This is a genomic window from Streptomyces sp. NPDC090083, assembly GCF_044747445.1.
Classification (GTDB): Bacteria; Actinomycetota; Actinomycetes; order Streptomycetales; family Streptomycetaceae; genus Streptomyces.
Map to the genome: position 1 here is coordinate 282,673 of NZ_JBIVED010000001.1, position 17,514 is coordinate 300,186.

The 17,514-nt window shown below is 72.1% G+C and carries 16 protein-coding genes and 2 tRNA genes; 9 read left to right on the forward strand and 9 right to left on the reverse strand.

Annotation, left to right across the window (positions count from 1 at the left end):
- The first annotated feature begins 61 nt into the window (after positions 1-61).
- A complete protein-coding gene (locus ACIPTO_RS01175; protein WP_401188332.1) occupies positions 62-1,465 on the forward strand; it encodes a hypothetical protein in 1,404 nt (467 codons plus the stop codon).
- Positions 1,466-3,304, forward strand: a complete 1,839-nt coding sequence (locus tag ACIPTO_RS01180; protein ID WP_401188334.1) for an AAA family ATPase — start codon at positions 1,466-1,468, stop codon at positions 3,302-3,304.
- Here ACIPTO_RS01180 and ACIPTO_RS01185 read toward each other — a convergent pair.
- The 5 genes from ACIPTO_RS01185 to ACIPTO_RS01205 all read right to left on the reverse strand — a co-directional run bounded on the left by ACIPTO_RS01185 (position 3,282) and on the right by ACIPTO_RS01205 (position 6,533).
- A complete protein-coding gene (locus ACIPTO_RS01185) occupies positions 3,282-4,406 on the reverse strand; it encodes a ribonuclease inhibitor (RefSeq protein WP_401188335.1) in 1,125 nt (374 codons plus the stop codon). The genes ACIPTO_RS01180 and ACIPTO_RS01185 overlap by 23 nt on opposite strands.
- A 275-nt stretch (positions 4,407-4,681) precedes the next feature.
- Entirely contained in the window at positions 4,682-6,037 is a 1,356-nt protein-coding gene (locus ACIPTO_RS01190) for an SDR family NAD(P)-dependent oxidoreductase (protein ID WP_401188338.1), read from the reverse strand.
- A 30-nt stretch (positions 6,038-6,067) separates the two neighbouring features.
- Positions 6,068-6,139: transfer RNA gene (locus ACIPTO_RS01195), tRNA-Asp, on the reverse strand.
- A 10-nt stretch (positions 6,140-6,149) separates the two neighbouring features.
- Positions 6,150-6,224: transfer RNA gene (locus tag ACIPTO_RS01200), tRNA-Cys, on the reverse strand.
- A 60-nt stretch (positions 6,225-6,284) separates the two neighbouring features.
- A complete protein-coding gene (locus tag ACIPTO_RS01205; RefSeq protein ID WP_352181364.1) occupies positions 6,285-6,533 on the reverse strand; it encodes a WhiB family transcriptional regulator in 249 nt (82 codons plus the stop codon).
- 297 nt (positions 6,534-6,830) lie between these two features.
- Here ACIPTO_RS01205 and ACIPTO_RS01210 point away from each other — a divergent pair, with 297 nt between their 5' ends.
- The gene (locus tag ACIPTO_RS01210) at positions 6,831-7,622 is read left to right on the forward strand and encodes a VOC family protein (RefSeq protein WP_401189659.1); all 792 of its coding nucleotides are present in this window, start codon (positions 6,831-6,833) and stop codon (positions 7,620-7,622) included.
- A gap of 222 nt (positions 7,623-7,844) precedes the next feature.
- Here ACIPTO_RS01210 and ACIPTO_RS01215 read toward each other — a convergent pair whose 3' ends face one another.
- From ACIPTO_RS01215 to ligD, 3 genes are all read right to left on the reverse strand, one after another.
- Positions 7,845-8,891, reverse strand: a complete 1,047-nt coding sequence (locus tag ACIPTO_RS01215; protein ID WP_366311125.1) for a LacI family DNA-binding transcriptional regulator — start codon at positions 8,889-8,891, stop codon at positions 7,845-7,847.
- A 135-nt stretch (positions 8,892-9,026) separates the two neighbouring features.
- Positions 9,027-9,956 (reverse strand): ornithine cyclodeaminase family protein, encoded by a 930-nt coding sequence (locus tag ACIPTO_RS01220; protein WP_401188341.1) that lies wholly within the window; start codon positions 9,954-9,956, stop codon positions 9,027-9,029.
- A 4-nt stretch (positions 9,957-9,960) separates the two neighbouring features.
- On the reverse strand, positions 9,961-11,085 hold the full coding sequence (gene ligD, locus ACIPTO_RS01225) for a non-homologous end-joining DNA ligase (RefSeq protein ID WP_401188343.1): 1,125 nt from the start codon (positions 11,083-11,085) through the stop codon (positions 9,961-9,963).
- A 74-nt stretch (positions 11,086-11,159) separates the two neighbouring features.
- On the opposite strand from ligD, the gene ACIPTO_RS01230 reads away from it, so the two are divergent.
- A complete protein-coding gene (locus ACIPTO_RS01230) occupies positions 11,160-12,239 on the forward strand; it encodes an ATP-dependent DNA ligase (protein ID WP_401188345.1) in 1,080 nt (359 codons plus the stop codon).
- 127 nt (positions 12,240-12,366) lie between these two features.
- The gene (locus ACIPTO_RS01235; RefSeq protein ID WP_401188348.1) at positions 12,367-13,365 is read left to right on the forward strand and encodes a DUF3048 domain-containing protein; all 999 of its coding nucleotides are present in this window, start codon (positions 12,367-12,369) and stop codon (positions 13,363-13,365) included.
- A gap of 89 nt (positions 13,366-13,454) precedes the next feature.
- On the opposite strand, the gene ACIPTO_RS01240 is transcribed toward ACIPTO_RS01235, so the two are convergent.
- Positions 13,455-13,919 carry a MarR family winged helix-turn-helix transcriptional regulator gene (locus ACIPTO_RS01240; RefSeq protein ID WP_401188350.1) on the reverse strand — a complete coding sequence of 155 codons (465 nt, stop codon included), beginning with the start codon at positions 13,917-13,919 and terminating at the stop codon, positions 13,455-13,457.
- A gap of 210 nt (positions 13,920-14,129) precedes the next feature.
- Between ACIPTO_RS01240 and ACIPTO_RS01245 the strand changes: the two genes are divergently transcribed.
- Genes ACIPTO_RS01245 through pcaH form a run of 4 tightly spaced genes read left to right on the forward strand, consistent with a single transcriptional unit; the run spans position 14,130 to position 17,509 of the window.
- A complete protein-coding gene (locus ACIPTO_RS01245; protein WP_401188353.1) occupies positions 14,130-14,885 on the forward strand; it encodes a CoA transferase subunit A in 756 nt (251 codons plus the stop codon).
- Positions 14,885-15,529, forward strand: a complete 645-nt coding sequence (locus ACIPTO_RS01250; RefSeq protein ID WP_401188356.1) for a CoA transferase subunit B — start codon at positions 14,885-14,887, stop codon at positions 15,527-15,529. The genes ACIPTO_RS01245 and ACIPTO_RS01250 overlap by 1 nt, the downstream gene beginning before the upstream one ends.
- Positions 15,526-16,728: a thiolase family protein gene (locus ACIPTO_RS01255; RefSeq protein ID WP_401188358.1), complete on the forward strand. Its 1,203-nt coding sequence runs from the start codon at positions 15,526-15,528 to the stop codon at positions 16,726-16,728. The genes ACIPTO_RS01250 and ACIPTO_RS01255 overlap by 4 nt, the downstream gene beginning before the upstream one ends.
- Before the next feature lie 7 nt (positions 16,729-16,735).
- Positions 16,736-17,509 (forward strand): protocatechuate 3,4-dioxygenase subunit beta, encoded by a 774-nt coding sequence (gene pcaH, locus ACIPTO_RS01260; RefSeq protein ID WP_401188361.1) that lies wholly within the window; start codon positions 16,736-16,738, stop codon positions 17,507-17,509.
- Positions 17,510-17,514: the final 5 nt, after the last annotated feature.

The following is a 17,514-nucleotide window of genomic DNA, read 5'->3' on the forward strand; positions in this document are numbered from 1 at the left end:
ATGTCAGTGCGGCCTGGTACCAATTGAGGCACGGGGGAAACACGGCGCGGGGGGGCGTGACATGGCGTACGGGGAGCGGGGCCGGCGCGCCCCTGTGGTCGATCTGGCCGACCGCAGGGCGCTGGAGGGGTACCGCCCCGCGGACCCGGCGACGGTCGCCGAGGCGCGGCGGCTGAAAGAGGCGGCACTGCTGGACTTCGGGCTGACGGAGTCGGCGGTGGCGTCCTGGCTGTACGCGAAGTGCCATCATCAGATCCCGACGACGGCGGTGGACACGGCGGCCGTGGTCGCCTCGGGCGACGGCTCCTGCCTGCTGCTCTTCAACCCGGACTTCTTCGTCCGACTCGGCCTGGACGGCGTGAAGTTCGTGCTCTTCCACGAGGCCAGGCATCTGGTGCAGCGCCATCTGTTCGCCGATCCGGAGTTGCGCGACGACCCGGTCTTCGAGCTGGCCGCCGAGGTCTCCATCAACCATGTCGCCCTGGTCCGCCTCGGCCGCACCGGCCTGCCCCTGCTGGACGGCCGGCCGACGGGCGTCGACCCCCGGGAGATCCACCGGCTGTACCACGAGGACCTCACCGCGCACGACCTGGAGCCGGTGGCGTATGAGGAGTTCGTCGCGACCGACATGAAGGTGTACGGCGAGCTGAAGCGCATGCGGCACCCTCCGGTCCCGGAGCGGCACCTGTGCGTGCACCTGGTGGACGGCCTGGTACCGGCCGACCAGGAGACGGTGGACGCGGTGACGTCGTCCGCGCTGCTGAACTCCCTGCTGGCGGCCCGGCGCGGACACACGGGCGCGGAGCGGGAGCTGCTCGACCTGATGGGCCGTACGGAGGAGGGCTCGGCGCGGGCCGGCCGGATCTGGGGGAACCTCGGAGCGGGCGTCCTGCGCGGCGAGACGGCACGCACGCGTACGGTCCACTGGTGGCAGCGCTGGCTGGTCGACGTCCTCGGCTCGAAACTGCGCGACGGCGAGCGGCTGGTGTACCCGAAGAAGCGCGGCGCCCTCCTCGCGGCCCTCGGCCAGGACCCGATGCTCTCCCGCCGCGGCCCGGTCCGCGACAAGGTCCTCGTCATCGCCTACGACACCTCGGGTTCGATGCCCCACCAGGTGATCGCCTGGCTCACCGAACTCGTCGGCCGCATCGACGGCGTCGAGGCGCACTGGCTGTCCTTCGACGCGGTGGTGATGCCGTTCCGGCCGGGCGAGCGGGTCTACGGCGGTGGCGGCACGAGCTTCCAGGCAGTCGCGGACTACGTGGAGGGACGCGCGGAGGTGGGCGGCCGGCGGTTCGACGTCATCCCGGACGCGGTGGTCGTCCTCACGGACGGATACGCCCCGCCGATCACGCCCGCCGAGCCGGACAAGTGGATCTGGCTGATCACCGAGGGCGGCAGCGACTGGCCCGAGACGCACCACCCCGCGATGGACTGCCATCGCGTCACGACAGGATCGCGGTAGATGACCACGGAGACAGCGCGGGAGACAGAGCGGTCGGCAGCCCCGGCGACCGGGCGCGGGCGGGCCGAGCCGTCGCGTCTGGAGTCGTTCATCGACGCGATGATCGACATGGGGCAGACCGGGCAGATCTTCGGCGAGCACGGCATCGGCAAGACGGCGACGTTCTTCTCGCACATCGGCAGGGCCCACCCGGGCACCGCGCTGGTGTACGTCCCGGCGGCGAACCTGACGCCGGACGACCTGCTGGTGAACGCGCCGGTGCGGGACCCGGAGACCGGTGAACTGGTGCTGCGGCAGCTGGTGATGGACCAGCTGAAGCCGGGCACGCCGTTCGTGCTGCTCATCGACGACTCGCTGCAGGCGGGCGACACCATCCAGTCGCAGCTGATGCAGGTCGCCTGCGACTGGACGCTCGGCGAGCACGATCTGCGTGCCCTGGGCTGCGTCGGGGTCTTCCTCACGGACAACGAGTCGCTGTCCGAGACCTCGGCCAGACGCGGCGACCTCGCGCTGCTCGACCGCATGGTCACGATGCGGATCACGGCGAACGACACGTCCTGGCGCGAGCACCTGGCCGCCAAGTACCGCCCCTGGGACCTCGGTCCGGTGTTCGGTGTCTGGGCCTCCCTCTCGCCCGCGCTGCGCGAGCTGCTCTCCCCGCGCACGCTGGACCACGTCCTGGCCAACGCGAAGGAGGGCCTCCCGCTCCGCTGGGGCCTGCCCCTGATCGACGGCGAGCGGCTGCGTCTCGCCGAGCCGGGCGCGGACGGGAGACCCGGACAGAACCGCACGGCGGAAGTCCTGGACCGCGTCGCCGAGGCCCTGGGCGTACCCAACCCGGCCACGATCCCCGACCCGGTGCGCCAGGTGGTCCGGGCCGCGCTGCGCAACCGCTGGACGGTGCTGCTGCAGGGGCCGCCCGGATGCGGCAAGACGGAGCTGGTCAGGGAGACCGTGCGCGCGGGCCTGGGCCGGGACCCGCTGTACTTCTCGCTGCCGGTGACGAACGTCGAGGACCTGTGCGCGCCGATCCCGTCGGCGGACGGCACCCTGGACACCCTGCTGGCCGCGAACTTCACCGGCCCCGGGCCGAAGGCGATCGTGTGGGACGAGTACAACCGCCCCAAGGACAAGGCCGCGTTCGCCAAGCTCATGGAGATCACCCAGGAGTGGTCGCTCGCCGGCCGGCGGATCGAGAACCTCCGGGCGCAGATAGCCGTCCAGAACCCGCCGTACCACCTGGGCCGCAAACTCCTGGTCTCGCGGAACAACATCGCCCAGGCGACACGGTTCACGGCCTCGCTGACGGTCGAGCCGGAGGACATCCCGGCCAACGAGTGGCTGCTCGCGCGGTACGGCGCGGACGCGGAGACGGTGCTGGAGTGGTGGAAGCACGACATCGACGACGACGGCCGCGCCTGGATCACCAAGCGCACGCTGGAGCGGCTCATCAAGCTGCACCGGCGGGGCCTGCCGCTGGAGATGGCGACGGTCTACCTCGGCGACGGCGAGTACGCGCCCGTGCCGCTCACCGCGCTGATCGACCGCTTCAGGGGCCGCCCGGTCACGGGCCTGCGGGAACTCGCGCGGGACGCGGACGCCTGGGAGGCCCGGCTGCGCCGTGCGGCCGAGCACACCGACGAGGGCGCCGACGACAGCGACGTGGTCCACCAGATCCTCGCGAACGCCGAGTTGTCCCAGCTGAAGAAGCACCGCGCGGTGGTGGCCCGCATGGTGGCGCTGCTGCCGGCGAAGCTCCGGGCGACGTATCTGGTGGGGGCGTCGGCTCAGCAACAGCGGTTCTGGACCGACGTCTTCACCGGCCTGGCGCGTCGCTGACCCCGTGCTCGCCCTCTCCCGGCCGCGCCGTGCGGTGCACGCTGCGAACGGCGGCCACATCGGGGGCGAGCGCGGGCCGGGGGACGTGGGCGGTGAGGGTCTCCAGGCGGCGTTTGATGCTGGCGGCGATGCCCTGGCCGAGGACGAAGCGGGTGGGGGTGAGCGCGCGGGGTGCCGTGTCGAGGAGCCGGTGGGCCTCGCGGCTGCGCATCCCGGTGTGGGACAGGACGAGGTGGCCGAGGCGGTGCTCGGCGGCCACGAGGGCCCCGGCGATGGCTTCGGCGGCGGGCAGATCGACGTGGTTGTCGGCCGCGCCGAGCACGGCCGCCGCCCGCACCCGGCCGAGGTCCAGCAGCGCGACCCCGGCCGCGGTGGCCGCCGTCACCAGCCGCGCCGCGGCCCGCGGACCGATGCCGTTGCTGGCGACCGACAGCCGCACGAGCCGTCCGTAGGGGGCGCGTTCCAGGGCGTCGGCCAGGAGAAGGGCGCCCGCGTCCCCCAACTGCGCTGCGGATACGTAGAGTTCGTCGACGGCGCCGGCCGCGACGACGGCGGCGAGCGGCGCGGTGCCCTCCGCGCCGAGCGGGTTGCCGCCGATGAAGAGGCGCTCGATCCGGCGTCCGTTGTCGGCGGCGGCGAGCAGCGCGTCGGCGAGGACGGCCGCCCCGGCCGGGTCGAGCCCGGTCTGCACGAGGTCGAGGGTGCGCAACGACCGTGCGGACGCGATGAGTTCGGCCGCCGCCCGGCCGCCTCCGCTGCCCAGCGGGTTGCGCTTGAGCCACACACCGGTGACGACCTGCGGCGAGGCGCGCAGCTGGTCGGCGATCCGGCAGGCGCCGCCGGCCGTGATCCCGTTGCAGCCGAGGTAGAGCGTCTCGACCTCACCGCTCACCCCGGCCACGGCCTCGGCCCCCGCGTCCCCGAGCCCGTCGGTGCCCAGCAGCAAGTGCCGTACGGGAGAGGGTCCTTGGGCCAGCGCGGCCGAGACCAGTGCGGCACCCTCGGCCCCCAGCTCCTGCTTGCACAGGTCGAGTCGGCCGTCGGGCAGCGCCGTACCGACCGCGAAGTCGAGGCGCTCGCCGGCCGGGCGACCCGCGCGCAACCAGTCGAGCAGCGGTCCGAGTTCCGCGACCGGACGCGGCCGGACGTACGGGACACCGGCGAAGGCGATCGTCGGAGGCGCGGGGTTCCGGGTGACAGGCTTCGGGACGGCAGGATTTGGGGTGACAGGCTTCGGGGTGGCGTGGTCCGGGGTGACTGGGTTCGAGGCGGCAGGGTTCGGGGTGGCGTGGTCCGGGGCGGCAGACTCAGCCGTGGGCGACTCGCACCTCCCTTCCCCACTCCCCTCCCCCGCTTGCGCGTTCCCTCCGTCGCCGATCACCACGCCGCCTCCCGGTAGTCCTTGAGGAACACCCCGGACACCGGATCGCCGGCCTCGCCGCGCACGATCGGGTCGTAGACGCGGGCCGCGCCGTCGACGATGTCGAGGGGGGTGCGGAAACCGGCCCGGGCCATGCGGCCCTTCTTCGGGGCGGGGTTCTCGTCCGTGATCCAGCCCGTGTCCACGGCGCACATGTGGACGCCCTGGTCGGCGAGTTCGGCGGCGCTGGTGCGGGTGAGCATGTTGAGCGCGGCCTTGGCCATGTTGGTGTGCGGATGCCCGGCCGTCTTGTTGCGGACGGCGAACCGGCCCTCCACGGCGGTGACGTTGACGACGTACCGGCGCGGGCGCGGCGAGGCGAGCAGCAGGGGCAGCAGCCGGTCGCAAAGGAGCGCGGGAGCAAGGGCGTTGACGAGCTGGGTCTCCAGCACCTCGGCCGGGTCGAGGGCGCCGAGCCGGGCCGACCAGGAGTTCTCCGGGGACGGATCGGGCAGCAGTCCGGCCTCGTCGGCCTCGCGCAGCACGACGGGCAGCGCCGAGGCCCCGCCCGCGACCATCCGCATCGGCGTGAAACCGGGCGCCTGCCGCGCCCCCTCCGGCAACGCCTCCCGCTCCCCGGCGGCCAGCAGGGCGTACGACTGCGCAGGGCGCCGTACGGTCTGCGCGGCGTTGTTGACGAGGATGTCGAGGGGCTCGCCCGAGTGCCGCAACTCCTCGCAGAGGCCGAGCACTTGGCGTGGGTCGCGCAGGTCCACGGCGAGGACCGTGAGCCGGTCGAGCCACTTCCCGCTGCCGGGCTCGGCACGGAAGCGGCGCACGGCGTCGTGCGGGAACCGGGACGTGACCAGTACCTCCGCGCCGTCCCGCAGCATCATCAGCGCCAGCTGGAAACCGATCTTCACCCGGCCGCCGGTGAGCAGCGCCCGGCGCCCGCTCAGATCCGTACTCAGGCTCCGGCGGGCGGAGTTGTCGGCGGCGCACGCGGGACACAGCCGGTGGTAGAAGGAATCCACCTGTCGATAGGGCGACTTGCAGACATAGCAGCCGCGCGGTTTGCGATAGGCACCGCCCGCGTCCGCGCGCACCGCGGACTCCCGCACGGCAGCCAGTGGGGCGTCCTCGCGGCGGTCCACCGCCCCGGTCGCGGTCGCCGCCATCACCGCCGCGTCTGCCGCGGACAGCTCGGCGCCGCGGTTCTTGCGGCGGCGCAGCCGACCGTCGCGGGCGAAGGACGCGGCGACCTGTTCCGCGCGCAGCCGCACCGGATCGTCGACGGGCAGCTCCCGCAGCCTGCCCACCGTCCGGTGGAAGGCGGCCAGTTCCGCCTCGGTGATCCCGCCCTCGTCCGTCATCGTTCCCCGCCCCGGCCGTGCCATGAAGTGGGGCCCCGGCCGGATTCGAACCGGCGTATCCGCCCTGACAAGGCGGCGAGTCTGCCTCTGCTCTACAGGGCCCCCGGACGCAGCCCGGGGATCGGATTCGAACCGATGTGCCTCGTCCGTGCAGGACGCTTGCGCCTGCCTCTGCGCTACGCCCGGGTGCGCCCCCGGATCCTAACCGCACGCCCCCGCGCACACCGCACCGAACAAGCGGCCTCGTTCAGCGGGAGCCGGTGCGGCGGATCTCCAGCCGTTCCTTCTCCGAGAGGCCGCCCCACACTCCGAAGCGTTCGTCGTTGTCGAGGGCGTACTCCAAGCACGCGGTGCGGATCGGGCACATGCCGCAGATCCGCTTGGCCTCCCTGACCGAGCTGCCCGGCTCGGGGAAGAAGAAGTCCGCCCCGGTCTGCGCGCACAACGCCTCCTGCTGCCAGTCCAGGTCGGGCGCGGTGATCGTGTCGATGTGCATGGCCAGGATCGTGCCGCCCGGTGAAAAACGTTCCATCAACGCGGGATCAACGCCACGCTCCGAGACCTCCGGCCGCCCCGATGATGGCCCCGGTCCCGCACGGGCGCACGGCGGCGCGCGGAACCCGCAGGAAAACACGGAGAACTTCCGCGGTCACCGAGGGTGACCGATGCCGTCTCCACGACCCGCCGCGTCCGGCGGCGTCACTCCGGCAGCGATTGTCAGTGGGCGGTGCGAGACTCGGCAGTGCAGAGAACGGGCCCTTCCCGACGGGACCCTTCAATCAGGAGGGCAATGATGCTCACCACCCGTTTCGTCAACGGCGCTCCGAACTGGCTGGACGTCGGTTCCCCCGACATCGACAGCGCCATCTCCTTCTACGGCGGTCTCTTCGGCTGGCAGTTCCAGTCGGCGGGACCCGAGGCCGGCGGCTACGGCTTCTTCCAGCTCGACGGCAGGACGGTCGCCGGCGGGATGCCCCTGCCCGCGGAGCACACCTCGTCCGCCTGGAGCGTGTACTTCCAGAGCCCGGACGCGGAGGCCACGGCCAAGACGGTGGAACAGGCGCACGGCGCGGTCCTGTTCCAGCCCATGGACGTGATGGGCCAGGGCCACATGGCGATCCTCAGGGACCCGGCGGGCGCGGCGTTCGGCATCTGGCAGCCGGGACAGCTCAAGGGAGTCGACGTCGCGGGCGACCCCGGCTCGCTGACCTGGGTCGAGCTGTACACACCGGACGTGGCCGCGGCGGCGGCGTTCTACAACACGGCGCTGGGCCTGGAGACCTCGGCCGCCCCCATGGCGGGCGTCGACTACACCTGCGTCAACCCGTCCGGTGCCGGTGAGGACGCGATGTTCGGCGGCATCGTCCCGCTCGACATCGGCCCGGACGGCGCGGCGTCCGGGGCGTACTGGCTCGCGTACTTCGAGGTCACCGACGTCGACGCGACGGTGGCGAAGGCCCAGGAGTCGGGCGGCGGGGTCGCGGTGCCGGCCACCGACATGGAGGGCGTCGGCCGCATGGCCCAGCTCACCGACCCGCACGGCGCGCGCTTCGCCGTCATCAAGAGCGAGGCGCCTCCGGCGTGACGGAGGCGGGGCTGAGGCGAGGCTGAGGCGAGGCGGGGGGAGTTCGGTCGGAATCCGGAGTGACGGGTGCCGGGTCCCGCGCGGAGTGACGGGTGCCGGGTCCCGCGCGGAGTGCGCGGGGCACGGCTCCGCGCACCCACCGCGTGGACCGCCCCGCTGAGCCCCGGACACCGCACACCCCGCCCTACTGCCGCCGGACCCGCGCGACCACGCACCCACCCCTCACGCCGACGCCCGGTGCACGAGCGTCGTCGGCAGGATCACGCTGGACGGTGCCCCTCCGACACCGTCATGGGCCCCCCGCCGGTCGAGCCCGCGCAGCAACAGGCGGGCCATCAGCCGCCCCATCTCCTCTATGTCCTGGCGGACCGTGGTGAGCGGGGGCTCGGTCTGTTCGGCGACCGGGAGCATGTCGTCGAAGCCGATCACCGCCACGTCCTCCGGCACTCGCCGCCCCTCCTCGCGCAGCACCTTCATGGCGCCGTAGGCGGTGAGGTCGTTGGCGGCGAACACGGCGTCCACGTCGGGGCAGTCGCGGAGGAGTTCCCGCATCGCGCGCTCACCGCCACCCGGGGTGAAGTCGCTCTCCACGATCAGCCGCGGATCGACGTCGACCATGACGTCCCGGAACCCGTCGAGCCGGTCCACCGCGGAGGTCTGGTCGAGCGCACCGGTGATGTGCGCGATCCGGGTCCGGCCGAGCCCGACGAGATGCCGTACGGCCTCGCGGGCGCCGCCCCGGTTGTCGCAGTCGACGTACACCGTGGGCCCGGACGCCCGTGTCCCCTCGCTCCAGCCGGGCCGGCCGCCGAACACCGTGGGGACACCGGCCCGTTGGATCAGCCCGGGCAGCGGGTCCTCCAGGTGCAGGGAGAAGACGAGCGCGCCGTCCACATGTCCGCCGGCGAGATAGCGGCCGACGCGGGCGTGGTCGTCCCGGCCTTCCGTGAGGAGCAGCACGAGCTGGGAGTCGTGGGCGGTCAACTCCTTGCTGATGCCCCGGAGTTGCATGGCGAAGAAGGGATCGGCGAAGACCCGGGTCTCCGGTTCGGCGATCACCACGGCGATGGCGTCGTGCCGCTTCGTCACCAGGCTCCGGGCGGCCTGGTTGGGGACGTACCCGAGTTCGTCCACCGCCTGCCGGACCCGCTCGACGAGTGACTCCCGCACGCCGTCCCCGCCGTTGACCACACGCGAGACGGTGGCCCGCGACACCCCCGCCCGCGCGGCCACGGCCTCCAGCGTGGGACGCGGTGCTGTCTCGGTCACGTCTGGACCCCCCTCGATGATGCGGATCAGGATAGCCGCGGCCGAACCGGCCGGTGAGAGGCTGCTGCGACCGGGCGCCCCGCCGACCCACCACCCGCTTCACGGCACGCGTGCGTCCGTCGGCCCGTCGGTCCCTCACCCCAGCAGATCCACCCGCCGCCCCACCCCGTCCCGCTCCGCCCGCTCGTACGCCAGCCAGGCGAGGGCCAGGTCCTGCCACGGCATTCCGACGGGGGCGTAGACGGAACGCGCCTCGGCATCGGCCCTTCCCGGATGGTCGCCGCGCAGCACGTCGCCCAGCGTGGTGTCGATGTCCGTCGAGGCCAACACGCCTACGGACTCGACCAGTCGACGGTCGTCGACGACCACGAGGGCCTCGTCGAGCAGATCGGGGGCGAGTTCCCGCTTGCCCGGTTCGTCGGCGCCCAGGCTCGTGAGGTGCTGGCCCGGCCTGGTGTCCGCGAGGGACAGCAGGGGCACGCGGGACCAGGTCGACAGCAGGACGATGTCGGCGGCCGAGGCGATCTCCTTCGCCGAGCCGAGCACCCGGCCGCCGTGCCGTACGGCGAACCCACCGGCACGCCCGGCGTCCGTGTCGTGGACGACGAGTCGACCGTACGACCGCAGCGCGCCCAGCCCCCGCACCATCAACTCGGCCTGTGCGCCCGCCCCGATCACCCCCACCACCGCGCCCTCCCCCGCCCCCGCGAGGGCATGCGTGCCCAGCGCGGCAGCCAGACCCGTGCGCCACGCGGTCACCGTCGCCGAGTCCAGCAGGGCGAGCAACTCCCCGTCCGCACCGCTGTGCAGACACAGCACGCCCTTCAACGCGGGCCGCGCATCGGGGAACTTGGAGTTGACCTTCACGGTGTAGGCCTCGATGCCCGGCAGCAGTCCCGGGAGCAGCGCGGTCGCCGTACCGTCGAACGGCAGGTCGGTGCGCACCCGTTGACCCGGGATCGCCGCCGCGTCCCCCCTGGCGAGGAACCCGGCGCGCAGCGCGGCGAGGCAGGCCGAGGGCTCCAGCAGCGATGCGAGATCGCTCCGGGTCAGCAGGCGGGTCATACGCTCATGATCCCTCGGGGGCGGCATCGGAGCCGGCACCCGAACCGGCGTCCGCGGCCGTACCCGAGTTCGCGTCCTTACCCGAGTCCGCGTCCGCACCGCCCCCGGCCTCCGCGCCGCGCCCTTTCCGCGCCCTGCTCGGCTGCACCCGCTTCGGCTCACCCGGCATCTTCGGATACTCCGGCGGATAGGGCAGATCGCCCAGCCCGTGGTCGTGCTCGTCACGCCGGGCGAGTTCGAGGAGGGCGTCGAGGGAGTAGCGGTGGTCGTCCATGTCCGCGTGCACGTCGCCGAGTTCGGCGAAACGCGCCGGCATCGTCACCAGGTCGAAGTCGCGGGGGTGCGCGGTGCCGACCTCGTCCCAGCGCAGCGGCGCCGAGACGGGGGCGTGCGGGCGGGGGCGTACGGAATAGGCGGAGGCGATGGTGCGGTCGCGGGCGGTCTGGTTGTAGTCGACGAAGATGCGTTCGCCGCGTTCCTCCTTCCACCACTTGACCGTGACCTGGTCGGGCATGCGGCGGGCCAGTTCGCGGCCGACGGCGATGGCCGCGCGGCGGACCTGGGTGAAGGTCCAGCGCGGTTCGATCGGCACGAAGACATGCAGACCGCGTCCGCCGGAGGTCTTGGGGAAACCCGTCAGACCGCCGAACTCGTCGAGCACGGCGCGTAGTTCGTGGGCGGCGCGGACCGCGTCGTCGTAGTCGGTGCCGGGCTGCGGGTCGAGGTCGATGCGAAGTTCGTCGGGGCTGTCGACGTCGCCACGGCGTACCGGCCAGGGGTGGAAGGTGAGCGTGCCGTACTGGGCTGCCCACAGGACGGCGGCCTGTTCGGTGGGGCACATCTCGTCGGCGCTGCGTCCGCTGGGGAAGGTGATGTGGGCGGTCGGGATCCAGTCGGGCATGTTCTTGGGCGCCCGTTTCTGGAAGAAGTTCTCGCCCTCGACCCCGTCCGGGTAGCGCTCCAGGGTGGTGGGGCGGTCGCGCAGCGCCCGGAGGATCCCGGGGCCGACCGCGATGTAGTACCGGGCGAGGTCCAGCTTGGTGAAGCCCCGCTCCGGGAAGAAGATCTTGCCGGGACTGGACAGCCGTACGGTCCGGCCGCCCGCCTCCAGTTCCACCGCTTCGCCCATGCTCGCCACCGTAGGCCCGGCGCACGGACATCGCATACCGGGCGGCGAGCGACGTACGGGAGCAGAATCGGACCATGGATCTGCCGGTGATGCCGCCCGTGAAGCCCATGCTCGCCAAGTCGGTCGCGAGGATTCCGCCGGGCATGCACTACGAGGCGAAGTGGGACGGTTTCCGGGCGATCGTGTTCCGCGACGGCGGCGAGGTCGAGCTGGGCAGCCGTAACGGAAAGCCGCTGACCAGGTATTTTCCCGAGCTGGTGGCGGCACTGAAGGAGCGGGTCCCGGACCGCTGTGTGCTGGACGGCGAGATCGTGATCGCGCGGGACGGACGGCTCGACTTCGACGCGCTGACCGAGCGCATCCACCCGGCCGACTCGCGGGTGCGGACGCTGGCCGAGCGGACCCCGGCCTCCTTCGTCGCCTTCGACCTGCTGGCCCTGGCCGACGAGTCGCTGCTCGACGTGCCGCTAGGCGACCGTCGGGCGCTGCTGGAGCGGGTGCTGTCCGGCGTGGACGCGCCCGTGCATCTGGCGCCCGCGACCACCGACATCGAGGTGGCACGACGCTGGTTCGAGCAGTACGAGGGCGCCGGGCTCGACGGTGTCGTGGCCAAGCCGCCGGCCCTGGGCTACCGGCAGGACGAGCGCGCCATGTTCAAGATCAAGCACGAGCGGACCGCGGACGTCGTCGTCGCCGGCTACCGCCTCCACAAGAGCGGCCCGGTCGTGGGTTCCCTGCTGCTCGGTCTGCACGACGACCGGGGCGCGCTGCAGCATGTGGGCGTGGCCGCCGCGTTCACCATGAAACGGCGGGCCGAGCTGATCGAGGAGCTGGCGCCGCTGCGCATGGACGACACGGCGGGGCATCCCTGGGCGGCCTGGACGGAGGAGGCCGCGCACGAGTCGGCCCGGCTGCCGGGGGCGCCGAGCCGCTGGTCGGGCAAGAAGGACCTGTCATGGGTGCCACTGCGGCCGGAGCGGGTGGCCGAGGTGGCGTACGAGCACATGGAGAACGGCGCGCGCTTCCGGCACACGGCGCGCTTCCGCCGCTGGCGCCCGGACCGCACGCCCGAGAGCTGCACGTACGCACAGCTGGAGGAGCCGGTCCGCTACGACCTCGGGGAGATCCTGGGCACGCAGGGTGCGCCGGACTGACCCCTTCCGCATCTTGTAGTGGGCCGATCGGCGCAATCAGCGCGCACCAGCACGACCAAGCGGGTAAGGCCACCAATGAACTGATAAGCGCACAATCGAAAACACAGACTTGGTGGCAACGGTGGGAATGGCACAGAGAGCACCCCGGCGGAGCGGCGCGAAGAGAGCGGCGCTCCTGGCCGCCACGCTGACGGCCTCCCTGGCGGTGGGCTGCACCGCACAGCACGGCGGGTCCGTCGACGACGGACGGGGGCACACACCGAGCCAGTCCCCGGCGCAGAGCCCGAGCGCGAGCGGCACGACCGCTCCCGCCGCCGGCCCGGTGCTCGCGGTGAAGATCGACAACGTGCCGGAGGCCCGCCCGCAGACGGGTCTCGACGCGGCCGACATCGTGTACGCGGAGCAGGTCGAGGGTGGCCTGAGCAGGCTGATGGCGGTGTTCGCGACCCGGTTCCCGCGGTCCGTCGGGCCCGTGCGCAGCGCCCGCGTGTCCGACCTGGAGCTGCTGCGCCAGTTCCACGACCCGACGCTCGCCTTCTCCGGCGCGCAGGGCAAGCTCCTCCCGCTGATCGACAAGGCCCCGCTGCGGTCCGCGTCGCCCGACGAGGAGGGCCAGGCCTACTACCGGGGCGGCGGCAAGGTCGCCCCGCACAACCTCTACCTGCGCCCCGAGCGGCTCATGTCCTCCGCCCCGGGCGCGGCGGCCCTGACGACCGGCTTCGTCTACGGCGCGGCCCCCGCGGGCGGCAAGCCCACCGCCTCGCGCACGGTCCGCTACCCGGCGGCCCGCTTCGCCTTCACCTGGTCGGGCGACAGGCACCGCTGGCTGGTCACCGAGGACGGCACCCCCACCGTCACGACCGACGGCAAGCGGGTCGCTCCGGCGACGGTCGTCGTCCAGTACGTCAAGATCCGCAGGTCCGCCTACCACGACGTCCTCGGCAACAACACGCCGTACACCGTGACCGTCGGCTCCGGAAAGGCGGACGTCCTGCGGGACGGCCGCACCTACAGCGTGGACTGGAAGCGCCCGAAGGCCACGGACGGAACCCGGTTCACGACCCCGGACGGCAAGCCCATGAACTTCGCGCAGGGCCAGGTCTGGGTGATCTACGCGAAGTCGTGACACACGCGGGACGGAAGCGCCCTGCAGGGGCGCGGGGAACTGCGCGCCCAGCCCCCCACCGACCGCGACGAAAAAGACGGCCCCTTCACCTACCGCTGCGCGACCAGGGGCTCCCCAGGATTCCGGAGCCCCTCCGCCGCGTCCGACACCCGCTGGATGAGATCGAAGAAGGCCCCCTGCTCGTCGGCGGAGAGCGGCCCCAGGAACACCTGGTTCATCCGAGCCGTCCGCACGACCAGCTTGCGATGGACCCGCACCCCGTCTCCGGTCAGCCGCAACAGGAACCGCCGCCCGTCCTGGGCGTCCCGCACCTTGTCGAGCAGCCCGCGCCGACTCAGCCGGCTGATCACCTCGGCGATGGTCGACCGATCGAGCCCCACCCGCTCCCCCACCGTGCGCTGATCGAGCCCCGGTTCGTCGACGAGCGCGTTGAGCACCGCGAACTGCGGTGAGGTGGTCTCCTCGGAGACCATCGTGTTCCACAGCAGGTAGTGCGCCTGCTGGAGCCGCCGGGCGAGGTGCCCGGGGTGGGTGGTGAGGTCCACCGCGGCCATGTGCCCTCCCGATATCGGATTCGTCCGTGCACTGAACGATACTCGGCGACCCCGAGACCGAGTCCAGTCTCGTGCACCGTCCTGGCCCGGCACTTCTCCCGGCTCTTGACGGCAGGCCGCCGCGGTGACAGCGTGAAGGAAACTTCACCGAAATGCTCAGTGCCCTGACTATCTGCTGACCGGGCGCTCGAACGGGACGGAGCTTCACGGATGGACAAGGTGGTCGCCACGGCCGACGAGGCCGTGGCCGATGTGCCGGACGGGGCGACGCTCGCGGTCGGCGGCTTCGGGCTGAGCGGTGTGCCGAACGTACTGATCCAGGCCCTTCACGAACGCGGTGTCGGCGGCCTCGGCGTGGTCTCCAACAACTGCGGGGCCATGGAGTCCGGCCTCGCGATCCTGCTCTCGGCGGGCCGCATCGCACGGGTGACCGGCTCCTACATCGGCGCCAACAAGGAGTTCGCCCGCCAGTACCTCGCCGGGGAACTGGAGGTCGAGATGATCCCCCAGGGCACCCTCGCCGAGCGGCTGCGCGCGGGCGGCGCGGGCATCCCCGCCTTCTACACCCCCGCCGGCGTCGGCACCCAGGTCGCCGAGGGCGGACTGCCCTGGCGCTACGACGGCTCGGGCGGCGTCACGCTCGCCTCCCCGGCGAAGGAGGTGCGGGAGTTCGACGGCACCGAGTACGTCCTGGAGCGCGGTATCCGCACGGACTTCGCCCTGGTCCGCGCCGCGAAGGGCGACCGGCACGGGAACCTCGTCTTCAACAAGTCCTCCCGGAACTTCAACCCCCTCGCGGCGATGGCGGGCAGGGTGACGATCGCCGAGGTGGAGGAGCTGGTCGAGCCTGGCGAGATCGACCCGGACGCGGTGCACCTGCCCGGGATCTTCGTGCAGCGGGTGGTGGCCCTCACCCCCGGGCAGGCCGCCGACAAGCGGATCGAGCAGCGGACGGTGAGCAGCTGATGGCCTGGACACGCGAGCAGATGGCGGCCCGCGCGGCGCGCGAACTTCAGGACGGGCAGTACGTCAATCTCGGCATCGGCCTGCCGACCCTGATCCCCAACTACCTCCCGCCGGGCGTCGAGGTGATCCTCGAATCCGAGAACGGCATCCTCGGCACCGGCCCGTATCCGACCGACGACCAGGTCGATCCGGATCTGATCAACGCCGGCAAGGAGACCGTGACGGTGCTGCCGGGTGCCTCCTTCTTCGACTCCGCGCTCTCCTTCGGGATGATCCGGGGCGGGCACATCGACGTCGCCGTGCTGGGTGCCATGCAGGTGTCGGCGGGCGGCGACCTGGCGAACTGGGCGATCCCCGGCAAGATGATCACCGGCATCGGCGGGGCGATGGACCTCGTCCACGGCGCCCGGACCGTCATCGTCGTCATGACCCATGTGGCCAAGGACGGTTCCCCGAAGATCCTCGCGGAGTGCGCGCTGCCGCTCACAGGCAAGGCGTGTGTGAACCGAGTCATCACCGATCTCGGGGTGATCGACGTGTCGCCCGACGGTCTCGTGTTGATCGAGACCGCGCCCGGTGTGGGCGTCGAGGAGATCGTCGCCAAGACCGACGCGAAACTCACCGTCACGGAAGGCCTGCTGTGAACTCAGTTTACATCGTCGATGCCGTCCGCACCCCCATCGGCAGGTACAGCGGAGGCCTCGCCTCCGTTCGCCCCGACGACCTCGCCGCCCACGCCCTGCGTGAACTCCTCGCCCGCACCCCCGACTTGGACCCCTCCCGCATCGAGGACGTCTACTTCGGCAACGCGAACGGCGCCGGCGAGGAGAACCGCAACGTCGGCCGCATGGCCGTCCTCCTCGCGGGCCTGCCCACCTCCGTGCCGGGCGTCACGGTCAACCGGCTCTGCGCCTCCGGCCTCGAAGCGGTCATCCAGGCAGCCCGCGCCATCGCGGTCGGGGACGCCTCCATCGCCGTGGCGGGCGGGGTGGAGTCGATGACCCGGGCGCCGTACGTGCTGCCCAAGTCGGACCGGCCGTTCCCCGCCGGGCACACCGAGCTGTACTCGACCACGCTCGGCTGGCGCATGGTCAACCCGGCCATGAACCCGGAGTGGACCATCCCGCTCGGCGAGAGCGCGGAGCTGATCGCCGACAAGCACAAGATCAGCCGCGAACAGCAGGACGAGTTCGCGCTCGCCAGTCACCGGAAGGCGGCCCAGGCGCAGGCGGCCGGACTCCTCGACCGAGAGATCGCCCCCGTCGCCGTCCCGCGGCGCAAGGGCGACCCCGCCCTCTTCGCCGCCGACGAATCCGTGCGCGCGGACGCCTCCCTCGCCGCCATGGCCAAGCTGAAGCCGTCCTTCCGGCCCGAGAACGGCACGGTGACCGCGGGCAACGCGTCCCCCCTCAACGACGGTGCCGCCGCCCTGCTCCTGGTCGACGAGGAGGGGTTGAAGGCCACCGGCCGCGAGCCTCTCGCCCGCGTCCGCGCCACCGGCGTCTCCGCGATCGACCCGCAGTACTTCGGACTCGCCCCCGTGGAGGCGGTCAACCGCGCACTCGCCAAGGCGGGCAAGGGATTTGACGACCTGTCGGTCCTCGAACTGAACGAGGCGTTCGCCGCGCAGGTGCTCGGATGCGTCGCCGAGTGGCCCGAGTTCGACCCCGCGATCCTCAACCCGCAGGGCGGTGCCATCGCGCTGGGCCATCCGCTCGGCGCCTCCGGCGCCCGGCTCGCCGGCACCGTCGCGCACCAACTCGCCCGCAAGGGCACGGGAGTTGGCGTCGCCACCCTCTGCATCGGCGTGGGCCAGGGCCTGGCCCTCCTCCTCGAACGGTAGGAACCCCATGACGCTCACCCAGCACGACATCGACCTCGAAATAGCGGCGGAGCACGCGACGTACGAGAAGCGGGTCGCCGACGGCGCGCCGGTCGAGCACCATCCGCGCCGCGACTACGCCCCGTACCGCTCCTCCCTGCTCCGCCACCCGAAACAGCCGCCGGTCACCATCGACGTCTCGAAGGACCCGGAACTGGTGGAACTGGCCTCGCCCGCCTTCGGCGAGCGGGACATCACGGAGATCGACAACGACCTGACCCGGCAGCACAACGGCGAGCCGATCGGCGAACGGATCACCGTCTCCGGACGGCTGCTCGACCGGTCGGGGCGGCCGGTCCGCGGCCAGCTGATCGAGATCTGGCAGGCCAACTCCGCCGGCCGCTACGCCCACCAGCGCGAGCAGCACGACGCCCCGCTGGACCCCAACTTCACAGGCGTGGGCCGGACGTTGACCGACGACGAGGGCACGTACCACTTCACGACCGTCCAGCCCGGCCCCTACCCCTGGCGCAACCACGTCAACGCCTGGCGCCCGGCGCACATCCACTTCTCGATGTTCGGCTCGGCGTTCACACAGCGGCTGGTCACGCAGATGTACTTCCCGAGCGACCCGCTGTTCCCGTACGACCCGATCATCCAGTCGGTGACGGACGACACGGCCCGCCGGCGGCTCGTCGCGACCTACGACCACAGCCTGTCGGTGCCCGAGTTCTCGATGGGCTACCGCTGGGACATCGTGCTCGACGGCCCGCACGCCACCTGGATCGAAGAAGGACGCTGACCCGC